A 15,895-nucleotide genomic window follows, 5' to 3' on the forward strand; every position below is an offset into this window, starting at 1 on the left:
GGTTGTCATGACACGGCCCACGGCACCGCATGATCGAGGTCGCATGCTTGAGCCGGGCGATGACAGCCGGGTCTTCGGCATTCACGATCCCGCACCCGCACGAACTCCGCCAAACCCGCCGTCGGCCGATACCGGCCCCGGCCGAGATCGAGCACCTGCCCGGACGATGGATCGGTGACGATCCGCCGCAACAGAGTGTTCTCACCCGTGGCGATGTGCCGGGCCAACGCGGCGGGGATCGTGCCATGTCCGGCCAGCTCCGCGGGGTCGTCGTTCAAGCCGAGGTAGGTGAACAAGTCCATGTAGAGGAACACTTCGCTGCACTCACTCACCCCGCCCTGCCCGCCGAGCAGCAGATCGAGCGCGACGTCGGCTCTCAGCTGCTCCAGAGTGCGGGTCTCACCATCGCCCCTGAGAGCCCGTGCTTCACGGTCGATCCGTTGATACGCGGCAGCGACCTTCTCGACTGGGCCGTCCTCGACCTCGATGGAGGCGACCCCGGTCTCACCATGCCGCAAGGTGAGACGGCGGCCTTTGCGATTCTGCTCGGCTCGTTTACCGGCCCCGTCGGGGTCGATGGTGTTCGCCGCATGATTGGCGGCTTTCCGTACCTGGTCCGGATTCTTCTCCGCGATCCGATCCTCCAACAACGCGTCCACCGCACGAGGGTCCTCATCCGAGAGCCACGTGGTGGCCGTGGCGACTTTCGCCGCACCGAACCCGCTCAATTTCCCGTTGTCCATCAAGGCCAGGGTGCGAGGCAAACGGCTGGTCACCGCGTCCGCGGCGGCTACCAGCGCACCCGCGTGATCGTCCGTGACAGACAACGCCAACGCGACGGAATCCTTGTCTTCCACCATGTTCGCGGCACCGTTCACCGCGGCCAGCACCTCAGGATCGGTGAGGCTTTCCACGAGCGCCACAGGCGCGGAATGAGTATCCACCCCACGAACCTACGACCCACCACCGACAATTCCCGGCCCCACGAACGACCGAAGCATTACCGAGTTCCGGCAACGACCGATGATTGCCGTGCCAGGTCGCCGATTTCCGGCAACCCGACGCAACCCCAAACCCCACACACCACCATCCGGTGCCCGGCCCGAAGACCGGACACCGGACAGCACCGTTCCCCGCTCAGTTCGTATCGAGCGCCACCGCGACATCCGCGATCGGCAACGGAAAATCGCCGACCTTCGCAGCAGCACCAGTAAGCAGATTGACGCTGTAGAAACTCGAAGGCCCGGAGGCCGGGTTGAGCACGGCGAAAGCACTCACCGAAGTCGTCTTGCCGTTGGTCAGGTCGCTGTAGATGTCGAATCCCGCCGCCGGGCCGGTGTCGACGCCGAGTGCGCCGGTCGGGCTGAGGAAGCCGTTGTTGGCGGGCGCTTGGACGAGTACCTGGTCGGTGAGCGTGCCGATGTCGAACAACGTGGTCGCGGTGTCGGGGTTGAGATCGTTGTTCGTGTAGGCGGCGGCCGTGACGCCCCTGGTCGGCCCGCCCGCCGGCGGGGTGGTCAGGATGGTGTCTTCGATCGTGACGTGGTCGGCGAGATTGTGCCGCAGGTTCTGGCCGTAGTCGCTGATCACCCGCAGCCGGTCGGCGGCCGGGTTGAAGTCGACGCCGAAGTCCTTGCCGTACAACGGAACGCTCAGTTGCGAGACCTTCGTGACGACGACATCGGGTGCCGCGGGCGGGAATTTGATCGTGTAGATACAACCTTTCTCGCCCACGCCGTACAGCAAACCGTTCTGGACGCGGAAATCGATCCCGATCAGCCGCGTCTCCCCGCAGGTGAGCCCCTGCACGAGCCGGACCCAGTCGAGGACCTGGGGTGTGTCGATGTAGAAGGTGGCCATCAGCTTGCCGTCCGACGAGATCGCGAACGCCCGCGGACCGGCGGCCTGCGCAGGGTTCGCGGTCCCGACGACGAGCGTCGACGCGAGCGCCACCGCGGTCAAGACCTTCGTGAGTCGTGCCCTCATCCGTACTCCCCTCAGCGGAAACTGTGCGAGCACAAGCTATTCGGCGGCACTGGACGGCCATTGGACGTCGATTGGACCCGGCATCCGGCGGCTTGCGGCCGGGCGAATCCGGCGGAACAGTGGGAGAGATGAACATCCTTGCCTGCTCGATGGTCCTCGGCGCCGGCCTCGCCTTCGCCACACCCGGTGAGGCGGAAGCGGCCCGGGAATGTGGTTCCGGCGTCAAGGTCATCAAGCCGGTCGTGCTCGAAGATCCGGGGAGGTGGACCTACACATTCGACCTCGCGTGGTGCGCGGACGGCGGCAGCATCGTTTGGGCGGAGCCCTCGGTGACGGCGCGGGTGCACAGCCCGGCCTGCCGCTGGGTCGGCCGTGTCGAGGAGTCGATCAGGCAACTCCCGGACAAGGCGTGGAGCGTGTTCGACATGAGCGAGTTCTCCTGCCAGGACACCTCGGGCAAGGAACACGGCGTCAATCCGTGGGTGGTCGTGACCTTCCACCCGGCGGGCGCGTACGACACCAGCGGTGACATCGCGGCTTAAGCCCGGAGGATCGACTCCACCGCGGCCGCCGCCCGTCTTCGCAGCGCGCGATACCCCGCTCGCTCGGCGAGCGCGAGCGCCTGACGGGCCTGCCCGAGGTCGCCGGTGACGGTGGCGAGCCCGATGAGCGCGTCGACCTCGGGGTACCGGTCGCCGGTCTCCCGCAACAGGATCAGCGCTTGCCGGTACCGGCGGACGGCCTCCTGCCGGTGTCCCGCGCGCTGGTGCACACTCGCGAGCGCGACGAGCGCTTCGCCTTCACCGCGCGGTTCGCCGGTCTCCCGCGCGAGCCGTAGTCCTTCGCGCGCGTGGTCGAGCGCGTCGGCGCGACGGCCGAGATCGCAGTACACCGACGCGAGCCTGCCGAGCGTTTCCGCTTCCCCGGCGCGATTCCCGGCCTCGCGATGCAGCGCGAGCGCCTTGGCGAGCAGCCCGGCGGCCTCGGCGACCCGGCCGCGGGCGTGCTGCGTCTGCCCGAGGTTGGCCAGGTTGATCGCCTCCCCGTACCGCGAGCCGATGCCGCGATACCGGCGCAGCGCCTCGACGTAGTTTCCGGCGGCTCCGGGCAGATCGCCCATCTCCCACCGCACCAGCCCCAGATTGCCCAGCGCGACGGCCTCCCCGGCGGGTGTTCCGGCGCGTCTGCTCAGCTCCAGTCCCCGCGAGAACCGTGCCGCGGCCGCCGGGAGCCGTCCGGATTGCCAGTACACGCAACCGAGATTGCCCAGCACCGCGGCCTGCGCCTCCACCCACCCCGCCCGCCGGGCGAGCACGAGCGCGCCGGTGTAGCCCCGGACGGCCTCCCGATACCGCCCCTGCCGGAAACCCAGGTCCGCCAGGCTGAACCGGGCGGACGCGCGGGCGCGGAGATCGCCGTCCTCCTCGGCGGCGGACAGCGCGGCCCCGGCGGTCTCCCGCCATTCCACCTGGCGCGACGACATCCAGAAGTAGCCGCGCAGGGCGTCGGACAGCAGCCAGGCGACCGGAAGCGGTCCGGTCCGTGCCGCTTCCTCGGCGACGGCGGCGAGACTTCCCAGTTCGGTTTCCAGCCACTCCGCCGCCGCAGCGGGAACCGGGCCGTCGGGCACGGACAGCGGGAGACGGAACATGTGCGGATACAACAGTTTCGCCGCGACGTCGACACCACGCAGGTACCACTCGTGCAGGCGGCGGCGGGCGGACGCGCGTTCCGCCGGGGATTCCCGCGCTTCCAGGCGATCGGTCGCATAACGGCGAAGCAGGTCATGGAAGTGATAGCGGCCCGGCGCGTGCTGCTCGACGAGATGCGCGCCCGCGAGCGTGTCCAGCATCCTGCCCGCCCGGTCCGAACCGGTGAGGATCTCGACCGCCTCGACGCCGATGTCGTTGCCCGGCACAAGGCTCAGCAGCCGGAACAGGCGGCGCGTTTCGGCGGGCAAGCCCGCGTACGAAAGGTCGAAGGCGGTCCGGACGGCGATCTGCTCGTCACCCGGCACGGTGAGCGCGGCGAGCAGATTCCCCTTGCGCAGCTCGATGGCGTAGTCCTCGATGCCGTTCCCGGGATCGTCGGCCAGGTTGGCCGCGGCGATCCTCAGCGCCAGCGGCAGATACGCGCACAGCCCGGCCACCTCGGCGGCCGCTTCGTGTTCGGCCCGGATCCGCTCGGTGCCGAGCAGCCGCGCGAGCAGCTCCAGTGCTTCGCCGGGATCGAGCATGCCCAAGGTGAGCCGCCGGGCGCCGTGGAAGGCGGCCAGGCCGGCCATCCGGTCCCGGGCGGTGACCAGCACCAGACAGCCCGGACCGGCGGGCAGCAGCGGCCGGACCTGAGCGACGTCGACGGCATTGTCCAGCACCACCAGCGCCTTCCGGTCGGTCATCAGCGTCCGGTACAGCGCGGACGCGGTCTCCGTGTCCGCGGGAAGTCGTTCGGCGGGCACCTCCAGCGCGGCCAGGAACCGGGTGAGCACTTCGAGTGCCGTCGCGGGCGCGCCGCCGGAATGGCCGCGCAGGTTCGCGTACAACTGCCCGTCCGGGAAGCGGCGCTTCACCCGATGCGCCCAGTGCACGGCCAGCGCGGTCTTCCCAGCACCCGCTGTCCCTGTGACGGCCGCGAGTGCCACCGTCCCGCCAGAGCCGCCGGGCCGCGGTACCAATTCGTCCAAAATGGACAGTTCGATCGCCCGTCCGGTGAAGCCGGGTGGTTCGGCGGGCAACTGCCGGGGGACACAGAGGGCGGAAGGCGGGCCCGGGAGCGGTTCCCCGTCTTCGAGCAGCGCGGCGTGCGCCGCCACTAGTTCCGGCCCGGGTTCGACCCCCAGTTCGTCGAGCAGCCGCTCGCGAACCTCCTGGTAGAGCCGGAAAGCCGACGCCCGCTGGCCCGCGAGATGATACGCGCGGAGCAACCGGGCCTGCGCGGGTTCGTCCAGCGGCTGATCCGCGGCGGCTTCGACCAGTTCGGTCAGCACCTCGTCGGCGGCGCCGATCGCGAGCATCGCGTCGCCGTAACGGGCGAGCAACGCGCGCCGTTCCGCGAGCAAGGCGACGACCTTCGGATGCGTTGCGAGCAAAGGGACATCGGCCAGCGGCCTGCCACGCCACCGGCTCAGGGCCTCGCCGAACAGCGCCGCGGCTCGGCCGGTCTCGCCGTCGCGCTGGGCGCCGGTCGCCTCGGCGACGAGCCCGCGGACGTGCGGCAGGTCGATTTCGACGGCGTCCCAGCGCACCGCGTAACCGCCGCCGACATGCGGCAGGATCTCGCTTCCGGACCGCGACGGGCGGCCGGGTTCCAGCAGCCGCCGCAGATGTTTGACGTGGGTCTGGAGGACGTTCACCGCGCTGCGCGGCGGCCGGTCACCCCACAGCGCGTCCACCAGTTCCTGCTTGGACATCGCCTCACCGCCGGCGAGCACGAGCAAGCCGAGGACGGCGCGGCGGCCCGGTGGGCCCAGGTCGACTTCCGACCCGGCCAGCCATACGCGCAGCGAGCCCAGCACCTGGATCCGCACAGCCACCGGCAGGAACGTAGCGAGCCCTTCCGCGCCGCACAAGGAACAACGACGGAAAGGGCCCCGCTGCGCCCGGCTTTGGGGCCGCTCAGGCTAATGCCCGGCGGGCTGGAGGTCGTGGCCGTTCCAGGTGAACCGGGCCGTGGTGACCGCGTCGTCGCCGTCGCCGCCGGTGATGAGCTGATGGATCCCGACGCCGCCGAGTTCGGCGTAGGTGCACCATTCGTGGTCCGAGGTCAGCATCAGGTCGAGGTCGAGTGCGGACAGCAGGCCGAACACCTGCCCCCGGTTGGTGGTGTCGACGCCGACGAACACCTCGTCGAGCAGGATCACCCTCGGCGCCTCTGGTGCGGCCTGGTAGTGCGCGGCGACGGCGGCGAACAGCGGCAGATGCAGTGCGATCGCCTTCTCCCCACCGGAAAGCGCGCCGTGCAGCTTCTTGGTCAGCAGCTGCCAGCCCGCCCCGTTCGCGCGGTCCACCTTGACCACGAACCGGTGCCACGACGTGTAGTCGAAAACCTGCGCGAGCTGCTGTTCCCAGCTGGTCGCCGTGTCGTCCGCCTTCGCCTGCTCGACGCGCTCACGGAAGAACTTGTGCAGGGACACGCGATCTTCGGCGGTCAGCTGATCCGGATCCTTCAGCAGTAGATCCCGTGCGGTCTTCGTACCCGGCGCCAGATCCGGGGAGACCTGCCAGACCAGCCGAACGGCCACCCGCGACGCGGTCCGCACGCGTTCCAGCCGCGCGTTCATGCCGTCGACGAGGTCGTTGGCCTGCCGGATACGGGCCGCGAGATGACGGCGGGTGTCGCCGGTGAGGGTCTTGTCGAACAGGTCGCTCTCGCGGTCGGTGATCTCGTGCCTGCTCTGTTCCGCTTCCGCGTAAAGGATCTTGAGCAGTTCGGCCGCGCCGACCCGCAGCCCGTCGACGACGGCGGTGAAGATCTGGACGTCCTCGTCGGTCTCCAGATCGAGTTCCGCGCGCGAGCTGAGCGTGTTCCGGCAGGTGTGCACGGCTTCGGAGAGCCGGTGCAATGCCTCTCCGAGGTTGCTCGGCGCGTGCGGCACGGACGGCCACGCCGCGGCCACCAGCCGGGCGGTGTCGAGCGCGGCACGGACACTTTCGGACGCGGACAGGGTGGCCTGGAACTTCGGCAGATCCTCGATCCCGCCGTCGGCGGGGAAGATGCCGGTGGCGAGCTTCCGGAACCGGAGCGCTGCCGCGTCCTGTTTCTTGGCCGCCTCTTCGCGTGCCCGCGCGTCGGTGGTCCGGCGGACGCCGAGCGCGCCCAGCGACACCGCGAGCTCCTTGGCGTCGGCGTTCGCCGCGCGGAGTTCGCCCGAGAGCTCGCGCAGTTTCGTGCGCAGGCCGTCGATTTCGGCGAGCACCTCGCGCTGTCCGGTGCCGACCGCGCCGTCGATCGCGTCGAGCATCGCGGTGAGCTTGGTGCGTTCGGCCTCCGCGTCGGCGGCCTCCTCCTCGCGCCGGGCCGCGTTCCCCTCCGACCGGTCCGCCTGTTCGGCGCACAGCTCGGCCCGCTGGGTCGCGGTGAGCAGGTTCCCGTGCTCGTACAGCCAGTTCTCGCCCTGATCGGAGTACGTGCGCAGGGCCGTGGCGAGCGCGGCAAGCGGCGCGCGTTCGGTCGGCAACCCGGACTCCGAAGCCCGGGCGGTCAGCTCGTGCAGCGCGGTCTTGGCCTCGGTTTCCAGCGTGGAGACGGTGTTCTCCAGATGCCGGACGGCGGCGTCGGCGGCGGTCAGCTCCGCCTCGGCCGTGGTCAGTTCCCCGGTAGCGGCAAGGAGATCGTCGTGACCGGGACGGGCCGCGCGTTCGATCTTGATCAGCTCGCGCCTGCCGCGCAGCGCGGCCAGCTCGCCCTCCAGCTCGGCGATGGTCTTCTCACGGAGGGAGATCGTGTCCCGCAGCGCGGCGATGCGGCGTTCGCGGGCGCACAGCCGGGCGGAACCGCCGATGTACGCCGGGGCGTCCTTCGTCCAGCTGCCCGACAGGCCGCCCATCCGCCAGGCGCCGTCCGCGCCGATCGCGGCGGGACCGGCGGGGAGTGTGTCGTCGAAGGCGATCACTTCCAGGATCCGGCGGATCTTCGTCGGGGAAACCTCCGCGTCGGGCTCCGGCACGAGGACGTCGGCGAGCGAACGACCGGAGGCCACCGGCAGCGTCCCGGACTCCGCGAGCACGTCGTGCCCGTCGACCACACCGTGGGAGTTCACCCAGGCGTCGAGCAGCCCGGCGCCTTCGAGCGCGGCCTCGATCCCTGCGTGGGTGCTTTCCGGGACCGAGCCGGCGAAATCGACCAGCCGCCACAACGGCGCGCCGCTCATCTCGGCCCGGTCCGCCGTGCGGGTGCGCGGCGGCTCGGGCGCGAGGACGTCCTCGGTTTCGAGCACGCCCGCCTCGACGAGGAGTTCGTCGTGTTCGGCGCGCGCGGTGGCCAGCGCGGCACCGGTCGCCGCCTCCCGCCGGATGATGTCTTCGAGCACGGTCTCGGCGACGGCGCCGAGCCTGCCCAGCAGCGAGACCTCCGCCTCGGCGTCCCGGACGACCGCTTCCACGTCGGGGAACCGCAGCTCACGGCAGCCGATCGCCCATTCGGCGAGCCGGGTGCGCAGATCGCTCAGCGCGAGTTCCCGCGTCGCAGTCGTGAGTTCCACCCGCTCCTGCGCGACGGAGAAATCCGCTCGCGCGCGGTCCAGGTCCGCCTCGGCCTGGTGGCGCCGCCCGACGGCGCGTTCGTGTTTGTCCAGCGCCCGGCCGATCGTCTCGACCTGGTCGCGTTTGCCGCGGACGGCGGCCTGCAGCAACGGGCGGAGCCGGGCCGGTTCGTCCAGCCCGGCGACGAGTTCGTCGTGCACCCCGGCCAGGTTCGCGCGGGTCGCGGCGGCGCGGACCTCGGTCTCCAACGAGCGGACGAGGTCCGCCTGCCGTTTCGCGACCTGCTTCGCCGCCCGTGAGCGCTCCTCGTCGGCGTCCGCCTCGGCGCGGAGCCGGTCCGCGTCCGCGCGCAGTGCCTCCGCTTTCTCGCGCGTGGACAAGGTCCGTTGCCGCAGCTTGTCGAGCTCCTGGCCCTTGCGGTACGACTCGGATTCGGTCAGCCCCGACAGACGCGCTTCGGTCTCTTCGACGTCCTTTTCCAGCTTCGCCGCCCGCTCCTCGGCGGCCTCCTTCTTCGCGGCGACCTCGTCGTGCTCCTCGGCCGAACGGCGGGCGGCCGCGGCGAGTTCGTCGAGTTCCGCGGTGGCGTTGATGAGGTTCGCGGCGCCCGCGCGCAGCACACGCTGTGCGTAGGTCTTCTGCCGGGCGGCGAGCGCACGGGTCGCGTCGACCTCGGTCTCCAGTGAGCCCAGCCGTTCGCGTTGCGCGTCGAGCCGCTCGAAACCCTCGGCGAGATCCGCGATCTCCTGCTGCCCCAACGGCGGAAGCGCGCGAGAGAGCAGGTTGGACAGCAGGCTCGGGTCGAGCCGCTGCGAGAGTTTGGGCATCCGCAGCTGGAGCAGCGCGGTGATCAGCGCGTCGTAACGCTGTTCGCTCAGGGTGGGGAACAGTTTCGCGCGGATCTCCGCGCGGTACTCGGCCGCGCCGTCGTGCACTGTCCCGTGCTCGCCGAGCGCCTCCTCCAGCGCGTTCTTGGTCAGCGGCTGGCCGGCCTCGTTGACCAGCGGCAAGCCGTCGCCCACGCGCAGATCGGTGGTGAAGAAGTCGGCGTGCACCGTGCTGGTGTGCGTGCTGGCCTGCAGCCGCGCGCCGCAGGTGAACCACTTCTCGCCGGCCATGCCGAATTCGAGCCAGACGTACCCGACGCGCGTGGCGCCGGAAGCGCCTTCGCCCATCAGGTTCCAGTGCATGCTGCGTTCACTGGTGCCGAAGGTCGACAGCCGGTTCGCGCGCAGGCTCGCGTCGAACAGGAACGGCAGCAGCAGCTCCAGCGCCTTGGACTTCCCGCTCCCGTTGGGGCCGCGCAGCAGCAGGCGCCCGTCGTGGAACTCGAAGATCTCGTCGTAGTAGCGCCAGATGTTGAGAATGCCCGCACGGGAGGGGATCCACCTCGTCACGGTCACGGCGCCTCCTCGGTGCGGTCGGTGTACCTCGCGGCGGCCGGGAGCGGCCGGACGAGTTCGGCTTCGGTGCGGACCAGGCCGAAGCCGGTCAGCACGGCGAGCGCGTCGACGGTCAGCCGCCGCACACCGTCCCGGCCCCGGTACGTCTTGGCCCAGCGCGGGAAGCGTTTCAGCAGTTTGGCGGTGGCCTTCTGCAAGTAGTCGATGGTCCGCGGCTCGTCGAGCGCGTCGAGCAGCAGGAGCGCGGCGACCTTGGCGTTGCTGCCGTCGTCCGGGAACCGCTCGTCGGTGGCCAGCCCGTCGACGTCGACGAGCAGCACACCCTCGGCGCGTTCTTCGAGGACGAAACCGCCCTGCTCCGCGGCACGCCGCAGCAACTGGCGTCCGGTCGGCGTGCCGAGGTACGCGCGTTCCTCCGCGGTCAGCTCGGCGAAGTACAGCACCGGATCGTCGACGAGACGGCGGAACACCGTGTGCCGCAGCCACAGGTTCCGCTGGACGTCCGACGCGCTCGGCGTGTCCTCGTGGCGGCCGGAGGAAAGGCCGTAGCGCTGCTCGTGCGAAACCGCCTCCAGCAGTTCCTCGAACCGCAGCGCGACGTCGTCGGCCGGCACCGCCAGCTGGGAAGGACCGACCGGTGCGGCGAGCAGCCGCAGCAACAGCGTCGCGTCGACCCGGAACAGCACCTTCGCCGCCGGATCGTCCACAAAGGACTCCGGATCGCCGTCGGCGGCTTCGAGCACGCCGAAGGACTCCAGCAGTTTGAGGACGTCCACGAACGCCAGCCGCTCCGCCCTGGTGGCGACGTCGAACGTGGTGACGAGGTCGTCGGCGGCGCTCGCCTGCGCGACGCGGCCGGCGAGCAGACCGATGGTCGTCACCGGCACGGTCAGCAGTTCGGCCGCCACCACGCACAGCAGGACGTAACGGCGGCGGTCGAACGCCGCGCGCCCGGACCGCAGCCGTCGAGCCGGGCGGGTGGAGTCGGCGGCCGCGCGGACCTTGACCAGCCGGGCGTAGCCGAGCCGCGGTTCGACCGTGAGCGTCCAGCCGCAGTAGTAGTCGAACCACTGCCGGATGGGCTCGCGGCGGCGCCGGATGAGGTCGAAGGTCTCGGGGGAGCCGCGTTCGCCGATCAGCGGGGTGGCCAGCAGGGCCCGGATCCCGCGCGCGACCTCTTCGCGCTCCGCGATGACCAGTTGGTTCGTGAGGCTCACGCACCGCCTCCGGCCGTGCTGATCTCGATCTCGTAATCGGGGCCGCGGAAGACGCCGCTCGTGGTGGTCAGGCGGGCGACCGCGCCGTTCCTCGGCGGCCGCAGGACGATCTCGATCTGGCCGTCGGACGTCGTGCTCCTCCTGGTGCCCTCCGCGCCGGGCGGCCTGCCCAACGCCTGTCCCAGCAGGTCCAGCAGCCGCTCGAAAACGGTGTGGTCCAGCTTCTCGAACGCCGAAAGCCGCACGACACCGCCGGTGTCGAGCATGTTCCACGCCGCTTCGAGTTCGGCGCGTTCCTGGAGGGCCTTTTCGGCTCTCGCGGCTCTGATCGCGCTGACGTCGCGGACCCGCCCGGTCCGGGTGAACCGCTCGGTGCGGCCCGCGGAGCGCAACAGCTCCGACACCTCGACCGGCGGCGCGTCGAGCCACGAGGCCGTCGTGCTGACCACTTCCGGGTCGGCGTGGGCGAGATGCGCGTGCCGCGCGGAGCTCAGCCCGAACATCGTGGACCACAGGCGATGCAGGTCCTCCTGCGCCGGGACGACGGTGAACCACCGCGCCAGCTCCCGGAAATCGGCGACCGCGCTGCTCGCGCGCCGCCGCGACTCGGTGATCCGGTCCAGGACCTGGAGGAGCGTGATGATCGCCCGCCGCGCGAGGTTGTGGAGATCCTCGACCCGAGGCGTCGCCCCGTCCTCGGGCAGGAACCACGCGCGGAGCCCGTCCCAGCGCGCCTTGCGGACGTCGAGCCAGCGCTGATCCGGGTTGAGGAGGGCCGCCCCGTTGAGCGCCCGCCGATGCACGCGCTCGATGCCGTGGTCGTCGATCTCCTTGATGCGGGTGGCGATGGTGTGGGTGTGATGCTCGAGGTCGTTCAGGAACTCCTGCAGATACGCGACCGTGGCCGCCTTGACCTCGTGGAACGTCGCCATGTCGGCCTCCGCGTGCAGGAGGCGCTGGAGGTCGCCGTTGAAGCGCTTCGTGTTGTCGCGGAACGCTTCGAGGTGGCCCTCGACTTCGGCGAGCGTGCTGAACACGCGCCTGTCAGTGCCGTCTTCGAGCTGCTTCGCGAGCTCACCGAGCCGCTCGCCGAGCGCTTCGAGCGTCGCGGTCTGAAGCGCGCCCGTCGCGTTGAGCACCTCGTTCGCGCGGACCACCCCCGCGTACGCCGCTTCACCCTGCCTGGTCAGCGCGTACTGGAGATTGCGGCGCTCGTACTCGGACGCGGTCCGGTAGTCACCCGCGTGGCTCTGAACGGTTTCGAGATGGCCCTGGTCCTTGAGCTGGTCCAGCGTTTTGACGAGGTCATCGTCGTCGAGCGTCTCCAGCCAGCCGACTTCGCGCAGCCGAGTGCGGACGTCGTCGATCCCGAGCGCCGTCTCCAGCCGCTCGTTCGCCTCACCGAAGGCGTGCAGGATCGCCAGGGGGAGCCCTGATCTGCTGCCGTCGGTGAAACGGAACAGCTCGGGCGGTACACGGAACGGATCCATGCGTCCTCCGGCGGATGGTGCGTGGAGGTACACGTTAGGGGGTCACCCAAGCGAGTTCGAACGGCCCATCTTTTTCACGCAGAGTGCTCACGTCGTGAACATCTCGAGGCGCACCGTGGTCCCCTCGACAGTGACCTTGCGGTAGACATGACGACCTTCGACGACCCGGTCGTCGTTCATGACCCCGGGCGCGAAGTTCGACGCTTCGAGCAGCTTGGGCACGTCCTCCACCGGCAGGGTCAGGACGACGACGTAGCGCGAGTCGATGCCCCGGTCGTGCTGCGTCTCCAGCACCTTGCCGCTGGACGGCATCGAGATCCCGCCGAACCGGAAGGCGTCCTCGGGCGTCGGGCTCGGCGGGGCCGTCGCACAGCCGGCGAGGAGGAGGGCGAGGACCGCGAGCAGGGTTTTCACCTAGCGTGAGACGCACGGTGGACGTAAGCGTTCCGTCACGTCGGCGATCAGAAGATCCCCGCGGTCGAGCGGTGAGGCCTCCAGTAATTCTGCGAATATCTCGAGCATCGCCCGATGCTCGGCGGCACGCCCGCCGAAGGGCTTCGTACCGGACCAGCGGAGCCACCCACCGTCCGCTGTGACGCCGCTGTCGAGGATCGAGAACGGCGCGTCCGGTGTCCCCGCGCCGTGCAGGTGCTCCGACCTGGCGTCGAAGAATTCGGGAGCCAGATCTTCTACCAAGGCCGCTGCCGCACGCAGGTCCGAGACGATCGAGCACCGGCCGTGGGACGAGGCCGGCCGCAGCATGAACAGGGCGAGACACTCCAGCGGTTCGGTTCTCACCGCGTAGCCGACAAAGCTGACCGGATCCAGTGCGGGGTCCGGCCTGCCTCGCAACCGAAGTCCGTGACCGCCGGAAATCGAGAAGTACGGCACGCCCAAGGCGGACACCATGACCGCGGCCGCGCGTCGCGCCGGCTGATCCGGTACTTCCGGTGGGACGGCCGCGAGACGGACGTAGCGCCGAAGATCGTCCATCGCTTGCCTCCGCCGGTCGTCGCGTTGTCAGAGTTCGAGACCATGGAACGCGCGTTCTCGCCTCGGGACAGGTCTGTGTGCTCGATCGGCAACAAGTTTGCGGAACTGTCAAATTGCGATCCGGGCAACGTCCTACTGATCGGGGGATCCGGTGCGGGACCATCGCCGGGGAGGTCGCCATGGACGCACTCCACCCGTTTTGGTCGTCACCCGAGGTACTGCACGCCGCCGCGACGGCCCGGTACGGCTGGTTGGCCAGAGCCGTCCGACGCGCTCGACGGCTGACGCTGGCGCAGGTGGCGGCCCGCTGTCATCTCTCCCTGAGCACGCTGTCGAGGATGGAGACGGGCCAACGCAAACTCATCGATGTCCATTACTTGCGGACTCTCTCCGAGGTGCTCGAAATCCCGCCCCACCTCTTCGGTCTCGCACCCGCATTCACCGGCGCGGCGCAAATGCGCGAGGATGGCGCGCCGGTTAATGTCGGCACTGCTATCCCCGGTGGACAGGACGGTGACGAGGCGATGCGGCGACGACAGGTGCTCGCGGGGCTGGTCGGTGTCACGATCGCCGGGGTCTTGCCTGGCACAGCGCGCGCGTCCGCAGGCGAGGAATCTTTAGAGGCCTTGTTGCTGGCGAAGTCACAGTGCCCGGCTGTACCAGTGCCACTGGTCTCGCTTTCCCAGGCGCTCGCCGAAGCGCAGAGAAAATTCGAAGCCTGCGAGTATGCGCATCTCAGCCGAGTGCTGCCTCAATTGATAGCCACCGCACACGCGAGCAAGGACGCGTCCATCGGGCTAATGCGGGAACGGATGTCCGCGGCACTCTCCAGGGCGTATCTGCTCGGTTCGGAACTGGCGGTCAAACAGCACCGTGATTGTGTCGCCCGCGTCGCCGCCGATCGGTCACACTCGGCGGCTGAGTCGAGCGGCGACCCGTTGGTGATCGCCGCGAGTTCCCGGGCCATCGCGATCGGAATGCGGCGGCATGCGCTCAGCGCTCCCGAGAAGATCGACAGAGACGCCGGTCTGAACGGTGCCATCACCATGCTCACCAGGACCGCTCTCGACCTGGGAGCCGATCGAGGCAGTCCGCCGGATCGGCAACTCGCGTCCTACGGCTCGCTCTTGTGCACCGCGAGCTATTCGGCGGCGCAGAACGGGAACAACGCCCAGGCCGTCGCACTCATCGAAGAAGCAGAGGACGCCGCGCGGCGGTTGAAGGCCACCGGAAGCGGGATGGGCAACGCGCAATTCAGCGCGACCACGGTCTCCGTCTATCGCATCGGCGTGCACACCACTCTCGGTGACACCGCCCGCGCGCTGACGTACTTCGACTCGGTCGATCCGCGGCGACTGCCGAGCGCAGAGCGACGTGCACGAGCGTTCGTGGACGGCGCCCGAGCCTGGAAGGACCACGGCGACGTCGAGCGCGCCACGGAGGCGTTGAACCGCGCCCACGACTGTGCGCCTCAAGAGCTCAGCAGGCCGTCGGTCCAGCGGCTCATCGCCGCCATGGTCGACTCACCCGGGCGTACCCCGGCGGCCCTCTCCGCGCTGGCCCGTCGGACGTAAGCGTTCCGTCACACTTGGACGGGGATGACAGGGGCGGTCCGACACGTTGTACTGGGTGTCAACGACCGAAGGAGATCTACAGTGACGGAAAAGGCTGTTCTCGCGGGCGGCTGTTTCTGGGGCATGCAGGACCTGTTCCGCCGGCACCCCGGGGTCGTCTCCACCAGGGTCGGCTACACCGGCGGCGACGTGCCGAACGCGACCTACCGCAACCACGGCTCCCACGCCGAAGGCATCGAGATCGTCTTCGACCCGGCGCAGCTGACGTATCGGCAGATCCTGGAGTTCTTCTTCCAGATCCACGACCCGACGACCCGCAACCGCCAGGGCAACGACATCGGCACCAGCTACCGGTCGGCGATCTTCTACACCGACGACAAGCAGAAGCAGGTCGCCGAACAGACGATCGCCGACGTCGACGCCTCCGGGAAGTGGCCGGGCAAGGTGGTCACCGAGGTGACCCAGGCCGGTGACTTCTGGGAAGCCGAGCCGGAGCACCAGGACTACCTGGAGCGCATCCCGAACGGCTACACCTGCCACTACGTGCGGCCGGAATGGCAGCTCGGCGAGCGCTGATCGTCGCGCTGCACGTCTCTTCCGTGCACGCTTACGAGGGCCGTCCCGCTGACGGCCCTCGCCCCGATCCCGCTCCGGTCTCGCGCGACCACGTCGAGGTGCGCGCGGGACTGGGGCTGGTGGGGGACCGGTACTTCAACCACCCCGCGCATCGCTCGGCTGCGGTGACGCTTTTCTCTGCGTCCGTGCCTGGTGATCCGCTGCTGGCCCGGCGGAACATCGTGCTGTCGGGCTTCGAAGTGGACGCTCTGCCGCGTGGCTCGGTGGTGGCTTTGGACTCGGGTGATGGACCGGTGCGCTTCGAGGTCCACCGGCCCGCGAATCCGTGCGCCTGGATGGACGTCGTTTACCCGGTCGGGACCTTCCGTGCTTTGCGGGGCCGCGGTGGGAAGCGCTGCGTGCCGTTGGATGACGGGGTCTTACGCGTTGGCCCGGTAGAGATCTACTAGGCCTGCT

Annotated in this window: 11 protein-coding genes and 1 pseudogene; 4 read left to right on the plus strand and 8 right to left on the minus strand. The window is 69.6% G+C overall.

Features of this window, described 5'->3' with window-relative positions; translation table 11 throughout:
• Positions 1–17 precede the first annotated feature (17 nt).
• Together AVR91_RS38050 and AVR91_RS38055 are read right to left on the minus strand one after the other, a co-directional pair.
• Positions 18–923 (minus strand): annotated as a pseudogene (locus AVR91_RS38050) (DUF222 domain-containing protein); the annotation flags it as partial.
• A gap of 214 nt (positions 924–1,137) precedes the next feature.
• Entirely contained in the window at positions 1,138–1,986 is an 849-nt protein-coding gene (locus tag AVR91_RS38055; protein WP_063273230.1) for a DUF4394 domain-containing protein, read from the minus strand.
• 128 nt (positions 1,987–2,114) lie between these two features.
• Here AVR91_RS38055 and AVR91_RS38060 point away from each other — a divergent pair, with 128 nt between their 5' ends.
• Entirely contained in the window at positions 2,115–2,528 is a 414-nt protein-coding gene (locus AVR91_RS38060; protein ID WP_063273229.1) for a hypothetical protein, read from the plus strand.
• Here AVR91_RS38060 and AVR91_RS38065 read toward each other — a convergent pair.
• The 6 genes from AVR91_RS38065 to AVR91_RS38090 all read right to left on the minus strand — a co-directional run bounded on the left by AVR91_RS38065 (position 2,525) and on the right by AVR91_RS38090 (position 13,193).
• A complete protein-coding gene (locus AVR91_RS38065) occupies positions 2,525–5,518 on the minus strand; it encodes an AfsR/SARP family transcriptional regulator (protein ID WP_228709452.1) in 2,994 nt (997 codons plus the stop codon). The two genes, AVR91_RS38060 and AVR91_RS38065, sit on opposite strands and share 4 nt — an antisense overlap.
• 87 nt (positions 5,519–5,605) lie before the next feature.
• The gene (locus tag AVR91_RS38070; RefSeq protein ID WP_063273228.1) at positions 5,606–9,589 is read right to left on the minus strand and encodes a TIGR02680 family protein; all 3,984 of its coding nucleotides are present in this window, start codon (positions 9,587–9,589) and stop codon (positions 5,606–5,608) included.
• The gene (locus tag AVR91_RS38075; protein WP_063273227.1) at positions 9,586–10,806 is read right to left on the minus strand and encodes a TIGR02678 family protein; all 1,221 of its coding nucleotides are present in this window, start codon (positions 10,804–10,806) and stop codon (positions 9,586–9,588) included. Before AVR91_RS38075 ends, AVR91_RS38070 begins: the two co-directional genes overlap by 4 nt.
• Positions 10,803–12,296: a TIGR02677 family protein gene (locus tag AVR91_RS38080; RefSeq protein ID WP_063273226.1), complete on the minus strand. Its 1,494-nt coding sequence runs from the start codon at positions 12,294–12,296 to the stop codon at positions 10,803–10,805. Before AVR91_RS38080 ends, AVR91_RS38075 begins: the two co-directional genes overlap by 4 nt.
• An 87-nt stretch (positions 12,297–12,383) precedes the next feature.
• Positions 12,384–12,710 carry a hypothetical protein gene (locus tag AVR91_RS38085; RefSeq protein WP_063273225.1) on the minus strand — a complete coding sequence of 109 codons (327 nt, stop codon included), beginning with the start codon at positions 12,708–12,710 and terminating at the stop codon, positions 12,384–12,386.
• Positions 12,711–13,193: a hypothetical protein gene (locus AVR91_RS38090; protein WP_158077421.1), complete on the minus strand. Its 483-nt coding sequence runs from the start codon at positions 13,191–13,193 to the stop codon at positions 12,711–12,713. It abuts the gene before it with no gap.
• Between the two features lie 275 nt (positions 13,194–13,468).
• Here AVR91_RS38090 and AVR91_RS38095 point away from each other — a divergent pair, with 275 nt between their 5' ends.
• The 3 genes from AVR91_RS38095 to AVR91_RS38105 all read left to right on the plus strand — a co-directional run bounded on the left by AVR91_RS38095 (position 13,469) and on the right by AVR91_RS38105 (position 15,888).
• The gene (locus AVR91_RS38095; protein WP_076857531.1) at positions 13,469–14,863 is read left to right on the plus strand and encodes a helix-turn-helix domain-containing protein; all 1,395 of its coding nucleotides are present in this window, start codon (positions 13,469–13,471) and stop codon (positions 14,861–14,863) included.
• Positions 14,864–14,944: 81 nt separating this feature from the next.
• Positions 14,945–15,439 (plus strand): peptide-methionine (S)-S-oxide reductase MsrA, encoded by a 495-nt coding sequence (gene msrA, locus AVR91_RS38100; RefSeq protein WP_063273222.1) that lies wholly within the window; start codon positions 14,945–14,947, stop codon positions 15,437–15,439.
• Positions 15,418–15,888: a hypothetical protein gene (locus tag AVR91_RS38105; protein ID WP_063273221.1), complete on the plus strand. Its 471-nt coding sequence runs from the start codon at positions 15,418–15,420 to the stop codon at positions 15,886–15,888. The genes msrA and AVR91_RS38105 overlap by 22 nt, the downstream gene beginning before the upstream one ends.
• Positions 15,889–15,895: the final 7 nt, after the last annotated feature.

The sequence above is a fragment of the Amycolatopsis keratiniphila subsp. keratiniphila genome (assembly GCF_001620365.2).
Lineage (GTDB): Bacteria > Actinomycetota > Actinomycetes > Mycobacteriales > Pseudonocardiaceae > Amycolatopsis > Amycolatopsis keratiniphila.

Bases quoted from the DNA above. Each gene is read 5' to 3' on its own strand.
- AVR91_RS38055 (WP_063273230.1), bottom strand. From the start codon at position 1,986: ATGAGGGCACGACTCACGAAGGTCTTGACCGCGGTGGCGCTCGCGTCG.
- AVR91_RS38060 (WP_063273229.1), top strand. From the start codon at position 2,115: ATGAACATCCTTGCCTGCTCGATGGTCCTCGGCGCCGGCCTCGCCTTC.
- AVR91_RS38080 (WP_063273226.1), bottom strand. From the start codon at position 12,296: ATGGATCCGTTCCGTGTACCGCCCGAGCTGTTCCGTTTCACCGACGGC.
- AVR91_RS38095 (WP_076857531.1), top strand. From the start codon at position 13,469: ATGGACGCACTCCACCCGTTTTGGTCGTCACCCGAGGTACTGCACGCC.
- AVR91_RS38105 (WP_063273221.1), top strand. From the start codon at position 15,418: ATGGCAGCTCGGCGAGCGCTGATCGTCGCGCTGCACGTCTCTTCCGTG.